The sequence below is a fragment of the Actinoplanes sp. NPDC051537 genome, assembly GCF_055586105.1.
In genome coordinates this window covers 134,303-150,960 of sequence record NZ_JBVJIU010000012.1, presented here as the reverse complement: position 1 = coordinate 150,960, position 16,658 = coordinate 134,303, and the positions used below count along the sequence as shown (strand labels likewise).

The window sequence follows — 16,658 nt, the reverse complement described above, 5'->3', positions numbered from 1 at the left end:
AGTTCGAGATTACCCGCCGGTCAGGACCGGTCCTCGTCCCACTCCGAGCGGGCCCGCTTCTCCCGCCGGTGGGCCGCCTCGTCCAGCTCATCGGCGAGCCGGGCCAGCTCGGAGCGCAGGAAGTCGCGGGTGGCGACCTCGCCGAGCGCGATCCGCAGCGAGGCGATCTCGCGAGCCAGGTACTCGGTGTCGGCCTTCTGCATCGCGGCCCGCCGGCGATCCTCCTCCATGGCCACGCGGTCGCGGTCGGTCTGCCGGTTCTGCGCGAGCAGGATCAGTGGCGCCGCGTACGAGGCCTGCAAGGACAAGATCAAGGTCAGGAACGTGAAGGTGTACGGGTCGAAGCGCAGTGACGCGGGTGCCAAGGTGTTCCAGGCGAACCATGCCCCGATCACGATCGTCATCCAGACGATGAACTGAGCCGTTCCCATGTACCGCGCGATCGCCTCCGACCAGCGGCCGAACGCCTCGGGGTCGAAGCGGGGCAGGCGCACGCGGCCGGGCTCGACCGGCTGGTCCAGTCGATCGCGCCGCGGCTCGGTCGTCACTGCTCGACCTGCCGGTCATCGGAAGACGACGACGGCGCGTCCCGGTCCCGCCAGTCGCGCGGCAGCGAATGGTCGAGCACGTCGTCGACCGTGACCGCGCCGAGCAGCCGGTGTGCGTTGTCGACCACGGGCATGGCCACCAGGTCGTACGTCGCCATCTGCTTGGTGACGTCGGTGAGCGTGACCTCCGGTCGCAGCGGCTCGAAGTCGCTGTCGACGATGCCGCCCAGGATGGACGCGGGTGGCTCGCGCAGCAGCCGCTGGAAATGCACCATGCCGAGATACTTACCGGTCGGCGTGGCCGTGGGGGCGCGCGCCACGAAGACCTGCGCCGCGACCACCGGGGAGAGCTCCGGCTCGCGGATCCGGGCGAGCGCCTCGGCGACCGTCGCGTCCGGGGTGAGGATCACCGGCTCCGAGGTCATCACCGAGCCCGCGGTGCCCTGCTGGTAGTTCATCAGCTGGCGGACCGGGGCCGCCTCCTCCGGCTCCATCAGGTCGAGCAGCACGGCCTGCTCGGTCTTCGGCAGCTCGGCGAGCAGGTCGGCGGCGTCGTCCGGTTCCATCCGCTCGAGCACGTCGGCGGCCCGTTCCCGGTCGAGCCGGATCAGGATCTCGACCTGGTCGTGCTCGGGCAGCTCCTCGAGCACGTCGGCCAGCGTCCGGTCGCTCAGTGCGGCCGCGACCTCGTTACGCCGGGTGTCGGGGAGGTCCTGCAGCGCGTTCGCCATGTCGGCCGGGCGCATCTGCTCGAGCAGGGCCAGCAGGTTCGCCGTGCCCTGGGTGTCGGTCGGGCCGAACATGTTGCGGATCCGCTCGTACTCGGCCTGGTAGACGTGCCCCCGCCGGCCCAGCCGTCCGCTGTGCTCGCGCACGGCGACCCGGGTGACCAGCCATTCGTTGTTCCGGTTCAGCGCCATGCCGATGTCGACGACCGTGCCCTGGGTGCCGGGGCCGTCGCCGCTCTCCGGGGTCACCGTGACCCGGCGGTCGAGCAGGTCTTCCACCACGAGCAGCTCGTTCGGCCGTTTCTCGAACCGGCGCAGGTTGAGCGTGCCGGTGGCGAGCACGACCGCCTCGGCGTCCATCGAGGTGATCCGCCCGAGCGGCAGGAAGATGCGCCGGCGCAGCGCCATCTCGGCGACCAGTCCGACGATTTGCGGTGGGCGGTTCGTGGTTCTCAGCCGCACGACGGCGTCGCGGACGCGGCCGACCCGGTCCCCATTGGGGTCGAACACGCCCAGCCCGGCGAGCCGGGCCAGATAAATCCTCGTCCCCATGGTCACAGCTCCACACTAGGTTAGGGTCCGGACATGTCAGGAGTGGCGTACGAGATCGTCGACGTGTTCACCGATCGCCCTTTCGCCGGAAATCCGCTCGCGGTCGTGTACGGCGCCGACGATCTGGCGGCCGATCAGATGCATACCCTGGCCCGCGAGTTCAATCTGGCCGAGACGGTCTTCGTGCTTCCGCCGACGTCCGGGGCGACGTATCGGGCGCGCATCTTCACCCCCGAGCGTGAGCTGCCGTTCGCCGGTCACCCCAGCGTCGGCGCGGCGGTGACCTCGATGCGCCGCGGCCTCTTTCCCGCGGGCCCGGTGGTGCAGGAGTGCGGCGCCGGTCTGCTGTCGATCGACGTGCACGAGTCCGGTTCGGCGAAGCTGACCGGCGGCACTCCCGAGCTGGGCGATCCGCTCGATCCGGCGCCGCTGCTGGCGATGGCGGGCCTGTCGGCCGCCGATCTTCTTGGTGCGCCGCGTCTGGCTGGGTGCGGCTTGAGCTGGGTGTTCTTGCCCGTACGGCGGGAAGCGCTGGCCGCCGTACGGATCGATCTGCCGTCCGCGGAGAAACTGGGCGTCGGCGAGCTGGCGATCTTCGCGTGGTCGGGGTCGGAGGCGCACGCCCGCGTCTTCTGCCCCGGCGCCGCCGTTCCCGAGGACCCGGCCACCGGCTCGGCCGCCCTCGGCCTGGGCGTGTGGCTGGTGTCGGCCGGGTGGCTGCCCGCCGACGGCGAGTCGTCCTATCGGGTCCACCAGGGCATCGAGATGAAGCGACCGTCCCTGCTCGACTGCACGGTGACGGCGACCGGCGGGGTGGCGACGGCCGCCACCGTGAGCGGCCACGTCCAGCCGATCGCGAAGGGCGAGATCACCGTCCCGCCATTCATCGGCTGAGCCGTCGCGTCAGTTCTTACGAACCCGATGCAGCCGGTACGGGCGGCGGGTCTCGACGCGGGCCGGGGTATCCCGCGGGGCGGCGGCGCCCGACTCCGACGGCAGGTCGGGAGCCGTCGTGTGCTGGTCGGACGGGGTCAGGCGGACCACGGCGCAACCCGTCTCGGCCCAGCGGGCCACCACGTCGTCGGCCGTGCCCGAGGCGTTCAGGCGCTTCTGGGCCAGCTGCGGGGCGACCGTCGTCCAGTCCTCGGAGCCGGGGGCCAGGCGGGTCACGGCCATCTCGCTGACCACGATCAGGCCGCCGTTGTCGCCGCGCAGGCGGACCGTGGCCGTGGACGCCTCGGCCAGGCCCGGCGCGTACTGCTCGCCGGGGCCGCTCACCGCGATCAGCGAGCCCTCGAGCGGCATGCACCAGATGCCGAGGGCCGCACCGTCCCCGACGGAGACCCAGGCCACGGCCGCCTTCTTGAGCGCCTCATCCAAGACCGCTGACGTCACCGGGCCATCCTCGCACGGCCCGCGGTCAGCGGGACGCCACGGCGGTCGGCGTGATCTGCTCGTGGTCGATCAGGCCGACCACCTCGGAGAGCGACCGCACCGTACGGCCGGCAAAGTTGGTGTCGGCGTCGAAGACCAGGTGGTGGGCGAGGTCGGGGGCGGCCAGCCGGACCGGGGTCATTCCCACGGCGCCGGCCCCGGTCAGCTCGTTGCTGCCGCCGTCGCCGACGTAGAGGCAGTCGGCCGGGGCGACCCCGAGCTCATCGCACGCCGCCAGGTAGATCCGGGCGTCCGGCTTGCACACGCCCAGGCGTACGGAATAGATCTTGGAATCCAGCAGCGGCGCGACCGGAAGTTGCGGCAGGAAGGCCGGCAGTTCGTGGGTGCAGTCGCTGATCACCGCGGTCGCGAGACCGCGCCGCCGGAGCGCCGTGAGCGCGCTGACCGCGTCCGGCCGCAGCCGGGTGTCGGCCCGGAGCGCGTCGATCCGCGCCGGCACCAGGGCACGTATGTCGGACGGCCGGGGGCGGCCACCGGCCTGCTCGATGACCCACCGTAGGGTGGCCTCGGCGGAGCCGTACCGGCCCCGGGCGCGGGCCCGGAAGGTGCGGTCGAGCACGCCGCGCACGGCTTCGGGGTCCGCGCCGAGCGCGCGGGCGATCTCGGCGTGCTGTGGTCCCCGTTGGACCGCGCGGGTCAAAGTGCCGAAAAAGTCAAATACCACCGCACGGTACGCGGACACGGTAAACCAGCCTCCCGGGCATCGGGTGGTTCAAAAGGGTCGGGGTTGACGCGACGACTGTAGTCGGGACGTCACTTTCCGTTCAATAGTGATCAATAAACGTGCTGGACAACTCTGCAAGAAGCGACGGCCGGGGATGAATACGCGCTCACCGCACCAACGGCCGGGAATCACGACGGTCATCGCGCTCGCCGTGGCCGTGCTGGCCGTCTCGTCGTCGGCCCCGCTGATCGCGTTCGCGGCCGCTCCGGCCCTGGCCATCGCGTTCTGGCGGAACGGCCTGGCCGCCGTGGCGCTCACTCCGGTGACGCTCGGGCCGCGCCGGGCCGAGCTGACCGGCGCCGGCCGCCGCAACCTGATCTTCTGCGTCCTGGCCGGTGTCGCGCTGGCCGCCCACTTCGCCACCTGGATGCCGAGCGTCCAACTGGGCTCGGTGGCGACGGCGACGGCGCTCGTCGCGACCCAGCCGGTCTGGCAGGGCTTGATCGCGGCCGCGCAGGGGCGGCGGCCCTCGACCGCCGGCTGGTGCGGCATCGCGCTGGCGGTGGCCGGGGCGGCCTGGGCCACCGGGGTGGACGTCGGCGTCTCCGGCCGGGCGGTGCTGGCCGACGTGCTGGCCCTGCTGGGCGCCGTGGCCGCCGCCGTCTACACCGCACTCGGCGAACGGGCGCGCGCCACGCTGAGCACGACGACGTACACCTGGGTCTGCTACGGCACCTGCGCCGCGATCCTGCTGCTCGTCTGCCTGGCCGGCCGCGTCGACCTGGCCGGCTACGACGCGCGTACGTGGGCCGCGATCCTCGCCCTGGTCTGCGGCGCCCAGCTGCTGGGGCATTCGATGTTCAATTACGCGCTCCAGCACACCTCGGCCACGACGGTGAGCGTCCTGATCCTCCTCGAGGTCCCCGGCGCCGCCCTGCTCGCGTGGGTGTGGCTGGGGCAGCAGCCGCGCACGGCCGCCCTGCCTGGCTTGCTGCTGCTCCTGGCCGGCGTGGCGGTGGTGATCCTGGGCGCGACGCGGGCCGATCGGCCCGTGGTCGATCCGGCTCTCACCGACTGACGGCTCGCCGCCGCTTCGCGCTCGCCTCGGCCCGCCCTCGGCCCGTTGCTTCGGGCCCGCGCGGGCGTGCCCTCGGCCCGTCATTTCGCGCCCGCGTTGGCGTGCCCTCGGCCCGTCGCTCCGCCCGCCATTGCCCGCCCTCGGCCCGTCGCTTCCGGCCGCCCCTTCTCCATCCGCTGCCCGATCTGGCAAGCCGCCCGGTTTGCCCTGTCTTGGCCGGGTGTCGCTCGTTGAGCCGACGGGGGCGTCGCGTTTGGCGGCGTCCGGGGGTGGCGGGTAGAGAGGGGGAATGCGATGTACCGCGATCGATTCCGGATCGGCCCGGCGCTCGCGCTCGGGCTCGGGGTGGTGGTTCTCATGATCGGTGGATGCGTCGACCCCGTCGACCCGCAGGACGTCGACTCGCCCGCCGTGGCCGGCGGCTGGAGCACCGCCGGTTGTGCCGTGCCCCGCGTGCCCGAGCACGTCACCGTCGGCGGCGCCCGGGTTCCGGTCACGCCGCCCAAGCTGGACGCCGTGATGAACCGCATCGACCAGGCCGGCCGGGCCGAGTTCCGGCAGAGCTTCGCCGGCCTCGAGGTCGACCAGGAGCACGTGCGGGCGATCGTCTACCGCGTGCCCTCCATCCCGTTCGACGACTTCATCCGCAAGGCCGCCGAGGACATGTGCGTCGACGTCCGCGACGCCGTCCACTCGACCGCCGACCTGGCCGCCTGGCACGACCGGGTGCTGGCCGACCTGCCGTACTGGAGCCACGAGGGAATCGGCATCGTCAGCGTGGGCGCCCGCCACGACGGCAGCGGCGTCGAGATCGGTGTCCTCGACGCGCAGAAGGCCCGCCCGCCGCTGGTCGCCCGCTACGGGGCTCGCGCCCCGCTGATCATCGTCTCGGCCGACCCGGTGCGCCCGCTGCCGGCCCAGACGAGCCGGGTCGCCCCGCCGCCCGGCATCTGAGCCGTCGCTCTGCTCACCCGGGGTGAGCGGGCGCGCCCGCGGTGGGGGCTGGTCCGGCGGCGGCCGCGGTCTTTCGCCGTACGGGCGCTCAGGAGAAGTCGGGATCCATCACGATCAGGATGACGATGCCCGTGACGGCCAGCGTCGCGATGCCGGCCGCTATCCAGCCGACGATGACGCCGGCCAAGGCCATGCCGGCGCCCTCCGCGCCGCTTCGGGCGATGCGGCGGCGGGCCGCGTGGCCCAGGCCGGCGCCGACGAGGCCGAGGATGCCGCCCAACCCGTAGGCGCACAGGCCGAGCACCGCGGCGCACGAGACGACCAGGGACGCGATCGCCAGGCCGTCGGTCTGGCGGGGCGGCGCGAGGCCGTACGGGTAGACGGGCTGCTGGTACATCGGCTGTTGATATTGCGGCGGGAAGTAGGGGCCGGGCTGCTGTTGATCGTCCGGCGGGGGCGGCTGGTACGGGTAGGTCATCTCGCCTCCGATGGCATGTTCTGCGAGGACACTCTAAACAGCCAGGTCACGTACGCCACGTGGGTGCGATGTTTGCCCTGGACCATGCGACGCGGCAGGATCGCCGCATGGTCTTCGACGCCCGCTCAGCCAGCGGAAGCCGTTCCCGGCGCGACGCCACCCGACCCGCGGCAGGTCGCCGGCCGCGCGCCACCGCGCCCGAGACTCCCGAACTGACCGATGCGCCGGTGGAGGCGTCGGAACCCGAGGAGGCACCTGTGACTCTCCGTCTCGACGGCAAGGTGGCGCTGGTCACCGGCGCCGGAAGCCCGGACGGCATCGGGTACGCGACCGCCCGCCGCCTGCGTGACCTGGGCGCGCGGGTGGCGATCGTGTCCACCACCCGCCGCATCCACGAACGGGCCGCCGAGCTGGGCGTCACCGGTTTCGTGGCCGACCTGACCGACGAGGCCGAGGTGGGCGCGCTCGCCGACGCCATCACCGATCAGCTCGGCGACGTCGAGGTGCTGGTCAACAACGCGGGCCTGGCGAGCCGGGCCTCGCCCGAGGTGCTGCGTCCGGTCTCCCAGCTGACCTACGACGAGTGGAAGTCCGAGATCGACCGCAACCTGAGCACGGCGTTCCTGTGCAGCCGGGCGTTCCAGGGCGCGATGGCCGAGGGCGGCTGGGGCCGGATCGTGAACCTGGCGGCGACGGCCGGCCCGGTCAACGCGCTGCCGACCGAGGCGGCCTACGCGGCGGCGAAGGCGGGCGTGGTCGGCCTGACCCGGGCGCTCGCGATGGAGCTGGTCGCCGACGGGGTCAACGTGAACTGCGTGGCGCCGGGGACGATCTACACCGCGGCGTCCACGGTCACCGAGATCAAGCAGGGATTGGGTACGCCGATCGGCCGTCCCGGGACGCCGGACGAGGTCGCGGCGGCGATCGCCTTCCTCTGCTCGCCGGCCGCCTCGTACATCACCGGCCAGATGCTGGTCGTCGACGGCGGCAACAGCGTGCGCGAGGCCGAGTTTCGCTGAGTGACGGGCCGGCCGGGGACACCGGCCGGCCCGTGCCTGCTCAGTACGAGCTGGAGCCGCCGCTGCTCGCGGCCCAGATGATCACGATCACGTAGAACGCGCAGACCAGCACGCCGAGGCCGGTGAAGATGTAGCCGAGCCAGAGGCCGGCCGTGGCCAGGCCCTCGCCCTGCTCGCCGGTCTGCCGGATCTGCTTCTTCGACAGGTGGCCGAGCACGATCGCGGCCGGGGCGAAGATGAACGCGAACACCAGCGCGAGGATCGCCATCGTGTTCGTGGTGGCGACCGGCGCGTAGCCGGGCTGCGGATAACCGCCGTAGGGCTGCTGCCCGTACGCCTGCGGGGGCTGGCCGAACCCCGGCTGCTGCTGCCCGTAGGCCGGCTGGCCGCTGGACGGCGCGCCGTAGGGCTGCCCGCTCGACGGCTGGCCGTAGGGCTGACCGTACGGCTGCCCGCTCGACGGCTGCGCCGGGTCGGGCGGCGCCGGGTAGGGCGTGGTCGGGTCGTACGGCTGCTGCCCGTAAGGCTGCTGGGGCTGATATGGATCCGGCGTTCCGCCGGACGTCGGATACGTCATTGGTCCTCCTTGTTTCCCGGCACCGTACTAGCCCCGGTGGAGGGGAGAACACGTTAGGCGTACCCGATCTCGGTAAGCGACCGGAATCGGACTGAATTTCGCCGATCTCAAGACAGCTTGGTCAGCTGCCCGACGGCACGCTCGACGGCGAGGCAGCGGTCCTCCACGTAGTCGATGCCCGCCTCCTCGGCCAGCCGCCGCGCCTCGGCCGACACGATGCCGCTCTGCAGCCACACCGCGGGCGCCTTGATCGCGATGGCCTGCCGGACCACCTCGACCGCATCGTGGGCCGGGCGGAAGATGTCGACCAGGTCGACCGGCTCGCCGATGTCGGCCAGGGTCGGCACCGTCTTGACGCCGAAGACCTCGTCGACGAACGGGTTGACGGGGATGATCCGCCAGCCGTGCCGGAGCATCTGCAGCGGGACGGTGTGCGACGGCTTGAACGGGTCTCGCGAGGCCCCGACCACGGCGATGACGGTGGCCTCCGCCAGGATCTGCTGTGCGCTCCTCATGTCATCGACTGTAGTCACGCTCCCCGGTCACAGGAGTGTGAGCTGCCGCGCTGCCGGAGCCTCCTCCGCCCCGCCGACGTCGCGCGCCTGGACCGGGTCGGGCCGATGCAGGCCGTGCCGCCGGGCGGCCATCCGCACCCGGGCGCCGATCTCCTGCTGGTAGGCCTCGGGGAGGTAGGACCGGTCGCCGTAGAGCTCGCGATAGCGCGGCGCGAGCTCGGGATAGGTGCGGGTCAGCCACGCCGCATACCACTGTTTGGCGCCCCGGCGAAGGTGCAGCGGCAACGGGGTGACGCCGGCCGCGCCCGCCGCGGCGATGGCGGCGACCGTCTGCTCGATCGACTCGTCGGTGTCGGTGAGCCCGGGCAGGATCGGCGCCATCAGCACGGCCACCTCGAAGCCCGCGTCGGTCAGCCGGCGGACCACGTCGAGCCGGCGCCGGGGGCTGGGCGTGCCGGACTCGACCTCGCGCCAGATCGTCTCGTCGACGAAGCCGACCGAGACCGCGAGCCCGACCTTGGTCACCTCGGCCGCCTGCTTCAGCAGCTCGAGGTCGCGCAGGATCAGCGTGCCCTTGGTGAGGATCGAGAACGGGTTGGCGTGGTCGCGCAGCGCGGCCAGGATCTCGGGCATCAGCCGGTAGCGCCCCTCGGCGCGCTGGTAGACGTCGACGTTGGTGCCCATCGCGATCGCCGCTCCGGACCACCGGGGCGCGGCCAGCTCGCGCCGGATCAGCTCGCCCGCGTTGACCTTGACGACGATCTTGGAGTCGAAGTCGTGGCCGGAGTCGAGGTCGAGATAGGTGTGGGTGTGGCGGGCAAAGCAGTTGTGGCTCACCACGCCGTCGGCGATGAAGTCGCTCGTGCCGGTCGAGATGTCGAAGAGCGGGAGGGTGAGCCCGAGGTCTTCGATGTCGGCGACCGCGAGCTCGCGGCTGCCGCGCACGCCGACCCCGGAGGCGTCGAGCGGCGCGCCGTCGACGCCGGTGAGGTGCCGGAACCGCAGCGCCGCCCACAGGTCGCGGTCGATCTCGACGGTGCCCGCGGCGCCGGGCCGGGTGCGCACCGGGGCGCGGCTGGGCAGGCCGAGCTGGGTGAGCGCGTCGGTGACCCGGCTCAGGAAGAGCTGGTCGCCGCAGGTGAACGTGATGGCGAGCCGGTCGGCCCGGCCGGTGGCGCCGAACGCGCCGGCCAGGAATCCGCGGTACCACCCCGCGGTGGGCTGCTCGGGCCAGCGCAGGGCCTCGTGCAGGGGCATGTCTTCGAGATAGCCGTCGGCGCGGATCCAGGCGTCGCCCTCGCGGGACGTGCGGCCCCCCATCGAGGCGTCGCCGCGGACCAGGCCGCAGAGGAAACCGGCCTGGTAGTCGGGGGTCTCCTTGGGCGGCTCGGCGAAGTGGCCGACGCCGAGCATCAGGTCGCCGACCGCGAGCGCGGGCTGGTGCGGCTCGGCCGGGCTCACGTGCCGCCAGCCGCGGTCGGTGAGGAAGCGGTGGTCGCCGCTCGCCACCAGCCGGGTGCCGTCGGCCAGGGTGACCCGGAACGCGGGCTTCGTCGTGCTCCAGTGGTCGAGCACCGTGGTCGGCACGTAGCGGCGGCAGGGACCGGCGCCCATGGTGCCCATGATGGCGTCGCCGGGGCGCAGCTCGGCGAGCGGGCGGGTGGACCCGTCGGCCATCAGGATCGGGGTGTCGCCGGCCAGGCAGTAGGAGCACGCGTGCGAGCAGCCGCGGTAGGGGTTGACGGTCCACTGGAACGGCACGCGCGACTGACCGGGCACCCGGTTGATCAGGCTTTTCGCCCGGATCTCGTAGAAGGTCATCCCGGCGAAGCCGGGGGTGTCGAACGTGCGGACCGTGGCTCCGGGCAGCGCCAGCGGCAGGGGTGGAGCCGCCGGCGCCGCCCTGTCGAGGAGCGGGTCGCCGTCGTGGGGAGCCGACAGGTTGGACCATCGCATGGCGAAGATTCGAACACATGTTCGATCGGCTTGTCCAGCCGAATCGCGCATCCCGTGCCGGCCGAAAAAGAGACCCGCGGACCGAGGGGCCCGCGGGTCGGTGACGCGAAAGGTCAGTGGCTGTGCGCGGCGAGCTGCTTGCGCACGTCGTCCATGTCGAGCTTCTCGACCTGCTCGATCAGGTTCTCGAGCGCCGACTCGGGGAGGGCGCCCGGCTGCGAGAAGACGATGACGCCGTCGCGGACGGCCATGATCGTCGGGATCGAGCGAATGTCGAACTTCGCGGCGAGCGCCTGCTCGGCCTCGGTGTCGACCTTGCCGAAGGTGATGGTCGTGTGCTTCTCGGAGGACCGCTCGTAGGTCGGCGCGAAGCGGACACAGGGGCCGCACCAGCTGGCCCAGAAGTCGACCAGGACGATGCCGTCCTTGCCGGTGACCTCGTCGAAGTTCTCAGCGGTCAGGGCAACCGTCGCCATGATGTCTCCGTCCACGGGAAAATTGGCTTGCGCGTGTTCAAACCCATCGTCCCCTTGTGCCATTCCCGCTCGTGGGCGGACGACACGTGTCGTGCGGCACGATTTCGGAACTCCTTGTTGACTTCAGGACACCCATCGTAACGATAAGTAGGGAGAGCGCTCTCACTTCTGCTGCAAGTTGTGACGTCCGTTTTACGGTCAGATACCGCGACATGGAGTCCCTCGGGTGGTCACACCGCTGCTCGCCTGCCTCAATATCCCAACCGACGGTAATAGGAAACAAAGTTAAATGTGATTTGGCTCACATCTGAAAGTCCTTCACATCGATACGCACGGTGAGGCAGACTGGCCTTCAACAGAGCGTGGGCGGCGGGTGCCGGGGAGGGCCCCGCCGCTCATTGCGTCTCCCGTCGGATCGCCTCCGACCGCGCTCGGTAGCGTAACCGCCCATGATTGCCGGTGAGGACCAGTCCACCGAAGTCGGCGTCGGCCCGTGGGCCGGGGAACCGCCCACCGACCCGCACTACGACCCCGAGCTGCTCGCGCACGGCGACCGGCGCAACGTCGTCGACCGCTACCGGTACTGGAGCCGCGAGGCCGTCGTCGCCGATCTCGACCTGCGCCGGCACGACTTCCACGTCGCGATCGAGAACTGGCAGCACGACTTCAACATCGGCACCGTGGTGCGCAACGCCAACGCGTTCCTCGCCGCCGAGGTGCACATCGTCGGGCTGCGGAAGTGGAACCGGCGTGGGGCGATGGTCACCGATCGTTACCAGCACGTCCGGCATCATCCGACAATCGGTGATTTCGTGACGTGGGCGGCCGGGAACGGGCTCCCGGTGATCGGGATCGACAACCTGCCCGGCTCGCGGCCGATGGAGACGACCACGCTGCCCCGCCGCTGCGTTCTGCTCTTCGGCCAGGAGGGTCCCGGCCTCTCCGCCGAGGCCCGCGCCGCGTGCAGTCAGTTGTTCTCGATCGCGCAGTACGGCTCGACCCGATCGATCAACGCGGGGGTCGCCAGCGGCATCGCGATGCACGCCTGGGTCCGCACGCACGCGGGACCCCCGCCGGAGTGAATCTTCCGAATACGTCCGGGTTCTGCGGATCCGCTTGACGGGTGCTTCCCGGACCCGCACCGTAGATGCGTGGGTGTCACGGTGAGTTGCCCCAGGTGCGGAGCGCAGGTCCGGAAGCCGGATCTGATGCACAGTGACTGGCGCTGCGACAACTGTGGGGACGTTCCCCCGTTCCACGTGGCCGAGCACATCAGCGGCGAGATCGTGGACAGCATGCTCCGGCACCGCTCTCCGCAGTCCGGGAAGGTGCCGTTCTGGTGCCCCTGGCCGCTGCCGGCGGGCTGGATGGTGACCGGTGTCGGCTGGGCGGGTGACGACCGATTGGGCGTACGCGCGAGTGCCGTCTCGTGCAGCGGACCCGAGCCGCTGGGTGGCGGCCCGGCCGACGTGGTGCTGATCGCCGAGCAGCCGGGCGTCGGTCTCGGCACGCGTTTCGCCGGGATTCCGGGCATAGATCCGGGATATCTGATCGCCGAGGCCCTCGCCGACCCCAGTGGACACCCGGGTCCGCATGCCAAGATCAAAGCGGCCGGACACCCCACTCCACTGTGGTGCGTCAAGTCCCCGGAGGATAGAAGCGCGTACGTGAGTGAGGCCAAAGGAATGTGGCTCTATGCGGTAGCGTGGCCGGCAAGCGCGGGCTACTTCCTCGCGGAGCACGTCGTACTGCACGACCTCTCCGAGGGGGTGCCGCCCGAGCTCGTGTACGGAGCGCCATCGCCGTACCTGCATGGAAGGGCCTGAGCGTTTCGTGTCGTCGGACGAGACATCGGAGCCCTGAGCTGCGGTTACGGTATCGGCTTTTCGGTCACATTGTTCACACGGAGCGACGAAGCTGATACCGTCAGTACTGCCGGCGCTGACCGTCACCCGCACCCACAGGAGAAGGCCCGCCATGATCAAGAAGGTTCTCACCTGGCTTGGTATCGCGTTCTTGATCTTTTTCATCGCCTTCAACCCGAACTCGGCGGCCGACGTGTTCTCCTCCCTAGGAGGAACGATCGCCGATATTGCCCGGGGCTTCGGCCAGTTCTTCACGAACCTCGTCGCTTAGCATCACCACATGGGTGGTCCAGCTGAGCCGCACGAGCCTCGAGGCGAGGGTGCTGGGCGCCCTCGGGACGACGATGACAGCTTCGGGTTCGACGATCCGGCCTACGATCCCGGTCCCGGCTACGCCCGCGGCTATTCGGACGGTCCCGGCTTCTCGCCGGACGCCGGTTTCAACCCCGACGCCGGCTACAGCGGAGACGCGGGCTACGCGACCGACCCGGGCGAGTACGAGCGGCCCGACTTCACCGAAGAGGAGCTCGCCGGCCTCGGCCCCGAGGGCGGTGGCGGTGGTCCGCGGCGGGTGCTGCCCCTCGAGGACGAACCGACCACTCTGGTCGCGCGCTATCTCTTCCCGACCGAGCGCTACCGCGGCGAGTGGAAACGGCACTGGATCCACCTCTCCACCCCGCTGCTGATCGGCGCGGGCGCGACGCTCGCCCTCGGCTATCTCGCCGGCTTCCTGACCCGCCAGCACGTCGACGGCCTGGTCACGGTGGCGGTGCTGATCTGGCTCGGCGTGATCGGCTGGGTCGCCTGGCGGGTCTTCGACTGGTACTTCGACCGGTTCATCCTGACCAACAAGCGGGTGATGGTGGTCAACGGCATCGTCACCCGGCGGGTGGCCATGATGCCCCTCCTGCGGGTGACCGACATGAAGTACGAGCAGTCCGCGCTCGGCCGCATGCTCAGCTACGGCACGTTCGTGCTCGAGTCGGCCGGCCAGGACCAGGCGCTGCGCGAGGTCAAGCACCTGCCCAACCCCAACGAGCTCTACCTGCGCGTGGTCGAGGAGATGTACGAGCCGCAGGCGGTCGAGGCGCGGCTGGGCAAGGACGGCGACGGCGACGACGCCTGATCTCGCCGTGTGACGGAGAGATCTCGGCTCCTCGCGGTCGGCGCTGGTAGCCGGCCGGTAGCGTTTTCGAGTGACCAGAATCGACCTGCACTGCCATTCGACCGCCAGCGACGGCACCCTCACCCCCGCGCAACTGGTCACCGCGGGGGCGGCCGCCGGTCTCGACATCATGGCGATCACCGATCACGACACGACCGGTGGCTGGGCCGAGGCGGCCGCGGCCCGGCCCGACGGGCTCAAGCTGGTGCGTGGCGCCGAGCTGTCCTGCCGCTGGTTCGGCGGCGCCGAGTGGCCGATCGCGCTGCACCTGCTGGCCTACCTCTTCGACCCGGCCGAGCCGCGCCTGGCCGGCGACCTGGCCACCCTGCGGATCGACCGGGAACAGCGGGCCGAGAAGATCGTCGGGAAGCTGCGGGCGGACGGGGTGCCGATCACCTGGGACGAGGTACGGGATTACGCGGCGGGCGGCTCGGTCGGCCGGCCGCACATCGCGCAGGCGCTGATCCGGGCCGGCCTGGTCCGGACGACCAATGACGCGTTCGCCTCGCAGTGGCTCGGCGCCCGCTACTTCGTACCCAAGACCGATCTTGATGTTTTCGAGGCGGTCCGAGCCGTACGTGCTGCTGGTGGGGTGCCGGTTTTTGCGCATCCGCGGGCAACCGTGCGTGGCCGGGTGGTGCCCGACCGGCTCATCGCCGATCTCGCCGACGCCGGCCTCTTCGGACTCGAGGCCGACCACGAGGATCATTCACCCGGCGAGCGCGAACACGTGCGGGCCCTGGCGGACGAGCTCGGCCTGGTGGTCACCGGATCTTCCGACTTCCACGGTACGCACAAGACCGTCCAGCTCGGCGCGTTCACCACGGCCTTCGAGTCGTACGAGAAAATCGTCGCCGCCGCCTCCGGAGTTCCGGTCCTGGGGTGACCCTCGACGCACCGGCCTGCGTGAACGCGGGCGCGCACCCTACCTTGATCGGGTGAATCTCAAGTTCCTCGGCGAGGTCTTCGTGACCCTGCTGGTGATCGTGGACCCGCCCGGCATGGTCCCGGTGTTCCTCGCGCTCACCGGCACGATGTCGTCCCGCGCCCGGATGAAGGCCGGCACCCAGGCGGTGCTGCTGGCCCTCGGCGTGATCATCGGGTTCGCCGTCGCCGGGCAGACGCTGCTCGACTACCTGCACGTCCAGCTGCCGGCCCTCCAGGGCGCCGGCGGCCTGCTGCTCGTGCTGGTCGCGTTGCAGCTGCTCACCGGCAAGGCGGACGAGCCCGAGGAACAGGGCGGCACCAGCAACGTCGCCCTGGTGCCGATCGGCACGCCGCTGCTGGCCGGGCCGGGCGCGATCGTCGCCACCATGCTGTTCGTCCGGCGGGCCGACGGCGTCAGCGACTACACCGTGATCGCCATCGGCATCCTGCTGGTCATGCTCACGGTCTGGCTGGTGCTGCGCTTCTCCGGCGTGATCGTCAAGCTGCTGCGCCCGGCCGGCATCGAGGTGCTCACCCGCATCGCCGGCCTGCTCCTGGCGGCCATCGCCGTGCAGCTGATCGCCGATGCCGTGGACTCGTTCGTGAAGCTCTACACGGCCTGATTTTTTGTCGGGGGGTGCTGGCAGGATTGGGGCGTGGCCTTCACCCGCTCCGTACCTTCGGGGAAGTCTGTCCCCGAGCAGCTCGGCTTCGACGGCATGCCCGAGCGGTTGTTCGTCTGCACGCCGAGCAAGCTGGGGACGTTCGTGGACTGTCCGCGGCGCTACCGCTATTCCTACGTCGACCGCCCCACGCCGCCCAAGGGCCCACCCTGGGCGCACAACTCGCTCGGCGCGAGCGTCCACACGGCGCTCAAGAATTGGTACGCGTTGCCCACCGACCGCCGGGCGCCGGGTTCGCTGCCGAGCCTGCTGCGCCCGACCTGGGTGCGCGAGGGCTACCGCGACGTCGACCAGGAACGAGCGAGCTACCGCCGGGCGCTGGGCTGGCTCGAGACGTACGTGGCGACGCTCGACCCGGCCGAGGAGCCGCTGGGCGTGGAGCGGGTCGTCGCCACCAAGACCGCGGTGCTGGCCTTCAACGGCCGAGCCGACCGCATCGACGGCCGCGACGGCGAGGCAGTGATCGTCGACTACAAGACCGGCCGCTCGGGCCTGGACGCCGACGACGCGCGCGGCTCGCAGGCCTTGGCGCTCTACGCGTGGGCGGCGCAGCGGGTGTTCCGGCGCCCGTGCCACCAGGTCGAGCTGCACCACCTGCCGACGGGCACGGTCGCGACCCACGAGCACACCGACGAGTCGCTGGCCCGGCAGGTGCGGCGGGCCGAGGAGACGGCGCAGGACATCATGGCCGCCGAGCGGGCGGTGGCGGGCGGGGCCGACGCCGACGCTTCGTTCCCGACCAATCCCGGCTCGCTGTGCGGCTGGTGCGACTTCCGCAAGGTCTGCCCGGCCGGCAGGGAGATCCCGGCCAAGGAGCCCTGGGCGGCCGTGGAGCAGGCAGGCACCTGACCGCGCGCGCTTTGCTCTGCTTACCGATACGCGCGCGTCGGTGGCTCGGCTCTGCTTACCGATACGCGCGCGTCGGTGGCTCGGCTCTGCTTACCGATACGCGCGCGTCGGTGGCTCGGCTCTGCTTACCGATACGCGCGCGTCGGTGGCTCGGCTCTGCTTACCGATA

General features: G+C 71.1%; 20 protein-coding genes. 11 read left to right on the top strand and 9 right to left on the bottom strand.

What is annotated here, in order from left to right:
- Positions 1-20 precede the first annotated feature (20 nt).
- Complete coding sequence (locus tag ACZ6TB_RS28745; RefSeq protein ID WP_465558884.1) at positions 21-548, bottom strand: DUF1003 domain-containing protein; 528 nt, start codon at positions 546-548, stop codon at positions 21-23.
- Positions 545-1,828 (bottom strand): magnesium transporter MgtE N-terminal domain-containing protein, encoded by a 1,284-nt coding sequence (locus tag ACZ6TB_RS28740; protein WP_465558883.1) that lies wholly within the window; start codon positions 1,826-1,828, stop codon positions 545-547. Before ACZ6TB_RS28740 ends, ACZ6TB_RS28745 begins: the two co-directional genes overlap by 4 nt.
- 33 nt (positions 1,829-1,861) lie before the next feature.
- Here ACZ6TB_RS28740 and ACZ6TB_RS28735 point away from each other — a divergent pair, with 33 nt between their 5' ends.
- Complete coding sequence (locus tag ACZ6TB_RS28735) at positions 1,862-2,722, top strand: PhzF family phenazine biosynthesis protein (RefSeq protein ID WP_465558881.1); 861 nt, start codon at positions 1,862-1,864, stop codon at positions 2,720-2,722.
- A gap of 9 nt (positions 2,723-2,731) precedes the next feature.
- Here the strand turns inward: ACZ6TB_RS28735 and ACZ6TB_RS28730 are convergent, their stop codons facing one another.
- Positions 2,732-3,223 carry a hypothetical protein gene (locus ACZ6TB_RS28730; protein WP_465558879.1) on the bottom strand — a complete coding sequence of 164 codons (492 nt, stop codon included), beginning with the start codon at positions 3,221-3,223 and terminating at the stop codon, positions 2,732-2,734.
- A 25-nt stretch (positions 3,224-3,248) separates the two neighbouring features.
- Positions 3,249-3,965 (bottom strand): HAD family hydrolase, encoded by a 717-nt coding sequence (locus ACZ6TB_RS28725; RefSeq protein WP_465558878.1) that lies wholly within the window; start codon positions 3,963-3,965, stop codon positions 3,249-3,251.
- A 136-nt stretch (positions 3,966-4,101) separates the two neighbouring features.
- Between ACZ6TB_RS28725 and ACZ6TB_RS28720 the strand changes: the two genes are divergently transcribed.
- Both ACZ6TB_RS28720 and ACZ6TB_RS28715 read left to right on the top strand, forming a co-directional pair.
- Positions 4,102-5,025 carry a DMT family transporter gene (locus ACZ6TB_RS28720; protein WP_465558876.1) on the top strand — a complete coding sequence of 308 codons (924 nt, stop codon included), beginning with the start codon at positions 4,102-4,104 and terminating at the stop codon, positions 5,023-5,025.
- A 294-nt stretch (positions 5,026-5,319) separates the two neighbouring features.
- On the top strand, positions 5,320-5,979 hold the full coding sequence (locus tag ACZ6TB_RS28715) for a hypothetical protein (RefSeq protein ID WP_465558874.1): 660 nt from the start codon (positions 5,320-5,322) through the stop codon (positions 5,977-5,979).
- 88 nt (positions 5,980-6,067) lie between these two features.
- On the opposite strand, the gene ACZ6TB_RS28710 is transcribed toward ACZ6TB_RS28715, so the two are convergent.
- Complete coding sequence (locus tag ACZ6TB_RS28710; protein WP_465558873.1) at positions 6,068-6,457, bottom strand: DUF4190 domain-containing protein; 390 nt, start codon at positions 6,455-6,457, stop codon at positions 6,068-6,070.
- Between the two features lie 107 nt (positions 6,458-6,564).
- On the opposite strand from ACZ6TB_RS28710, the gene ACZ6TB_RS28705 reads away from it, so the two are divergent.
- Positions 6,565-7,476, top strand: a complete 912-nt coding sequence (locus ACZ6TB_RS28705; RefSeq protein ID WP_465558871.1) for an SDR family NAD(P)-dependent oxidoreductase — start codon at positions 6,565-6,567, stop codon at positions 7,474-7,476.
- A gap of 40 nt (positions 7,477-7,516) precedes the next feature.
- Here ACZ6TB_RS28705 and ACZ6TB_RS28700 read toward each other — a convergent pair whose 3' ends face one another.
- The 4 genes from ACZ6TB_RS28700 to trxA form a co-directional block, all read right to left on the bottom strand.
- Positions 7,517-8,053 (bottom strand): DUF4190 domain-containing protein, encoded by a 537-nt coding sequence (locus ACZ6TB_RS28700; protein ID WP_465558870.1) that lies wholly within the window; start codon positions 8,051-8,053, stop codon positions 7,517-7,519.
- A gap of 107 nt (positions 8,054-8,160) precedes the next feature.
- Positions 8,161-8,568: a CoA-binding protein gene (locus tag ACZ6TB_RS28695; protein WP_465558868.1), complete on the bottom strand. Its 408-nt coding sequence runs from the start codon at positions 8,566-8,568 to the stop codon at positions 8,161-8,163.
- Positions 8,569-8,595: 27 nt separating this feature from the next.
- Positions 8,596-10,524 (bottom strand): intein-containing Rv2578c family radical SAM protein, encoded by a 1,929-nt coding sequence (locus tag ACZ6TB_RS28690; protein WP_465558867.1) that lies wholly within the window; start codon positions 10,522-10,524, stop codon positions 8,596-8,598.
- 113 nt (positions 10,525-10,637) lie between these two features.
- Positions 10,638-11,000: a thioredoxin gene (trxA, locus tag ACZ6TB_RS28685; protein WP_465558866.1), complete on the bottom strand. Its 363-nt coding sequence runs from the start codon at positions 10,998-11,000 to the stop codon at positions 10,638-10,640.
- Positions 11,001-11,449: 449 nt separating this feature from the next.
- Here trxA and ACZ6TB_RS28680 point away from each other — a divergent pair, with 449 nt between their 5' ends.
- The 7 genes from ACZ6TB_RS28680 to ACZ6TB_RS28650 all read left to right on the top strand — a co-directional run bounded on the left by ACZ6TB_RS28680 (position 11,450) and on the right by ACZ6TB_RS28650 (position 16,489).
- Positions 11,450-12,082, top strand: a complete 633-nt coding sequence (locus ACZ6TB_RS28680; protein ID WP_465558864.1) for a TrmH family RNA methyltransferase — start codon at positions 11,450-11,452, stop codon at positions 12,080-12,082.
- A 69-nt stretch (positions 12,083-12,151) separates the two neighbouring features.
- Positions 12,152-12,826 carry a DUF6758 family protein gene (locus tag ACZ6TB_RS28675; RefSeq protein WP_465558863.1) on the top strand — a complete coding sequence of 225 codons (675 nt, stop codon included), beginning with the start codon at positions 12,152-12,154 and terminating at the stop codon, positions 12,824-12,826.
- Between the two features lie 151 nt (positions 12,827-12,977).
- A complete protein-coding gene (locus ACZ6TB_RS28670; protein WP_203725175.1) occupies positions 12,978-13,136 on the top strand; it encodes a hypothetical protein in 159 nt (52 codons plus the stop codon).
- Positions 13,137-13,145: 9 nt separating this feature from the next.
- Positions 13,146-13,991, top strand: a complete 846-nt coding sequence (locus ACZ6TB_RS28665; RefSeq protein WP_465558861.1) for a PH domain-containing protein — start codon at positions 13,146-13,148, stop codon at positions 13,989-13,991.
- Between the two features lie 70 nt (positions 13,992-14,061).
- A complete protein-coding gene (locus ACZ6TB_RS28660; protein WP_465558859.1) occupies positions 14,062-14,916 on the top strand; it encodes a PHP domain-containing protein in 855 nt (284 codons plus the stop codon).
- 52 nt (positions 14,917-14,968) lie between these two features.
- Positions 14,969-15,580 (top strand): MarC family protein, encoded by a 612-nt coding sequence (locus tag ACZ6TB_RS28655; RefSeq protein WP_465558857.1) that lies wholly within the window; start codon positions 14,969-14,971, stop codon positions 15,578-15,580.
- A 96-nt stretch (positions 15,581-15,676) separates the two neighbouring features.
- Positions 15,677-16,489, top strand: a complete 813-nt coding sequence (locus ACZ6TB_RS28650) for a RecB family exonuclease (RefSeq protein WP_465559268.1) — start codon at positions 15,677-15,679, stop codon at positions 16,487-16,489.
- The last annotated feature ends 169 nt before the right edge of the window (positions 16,490-16,658 follow it).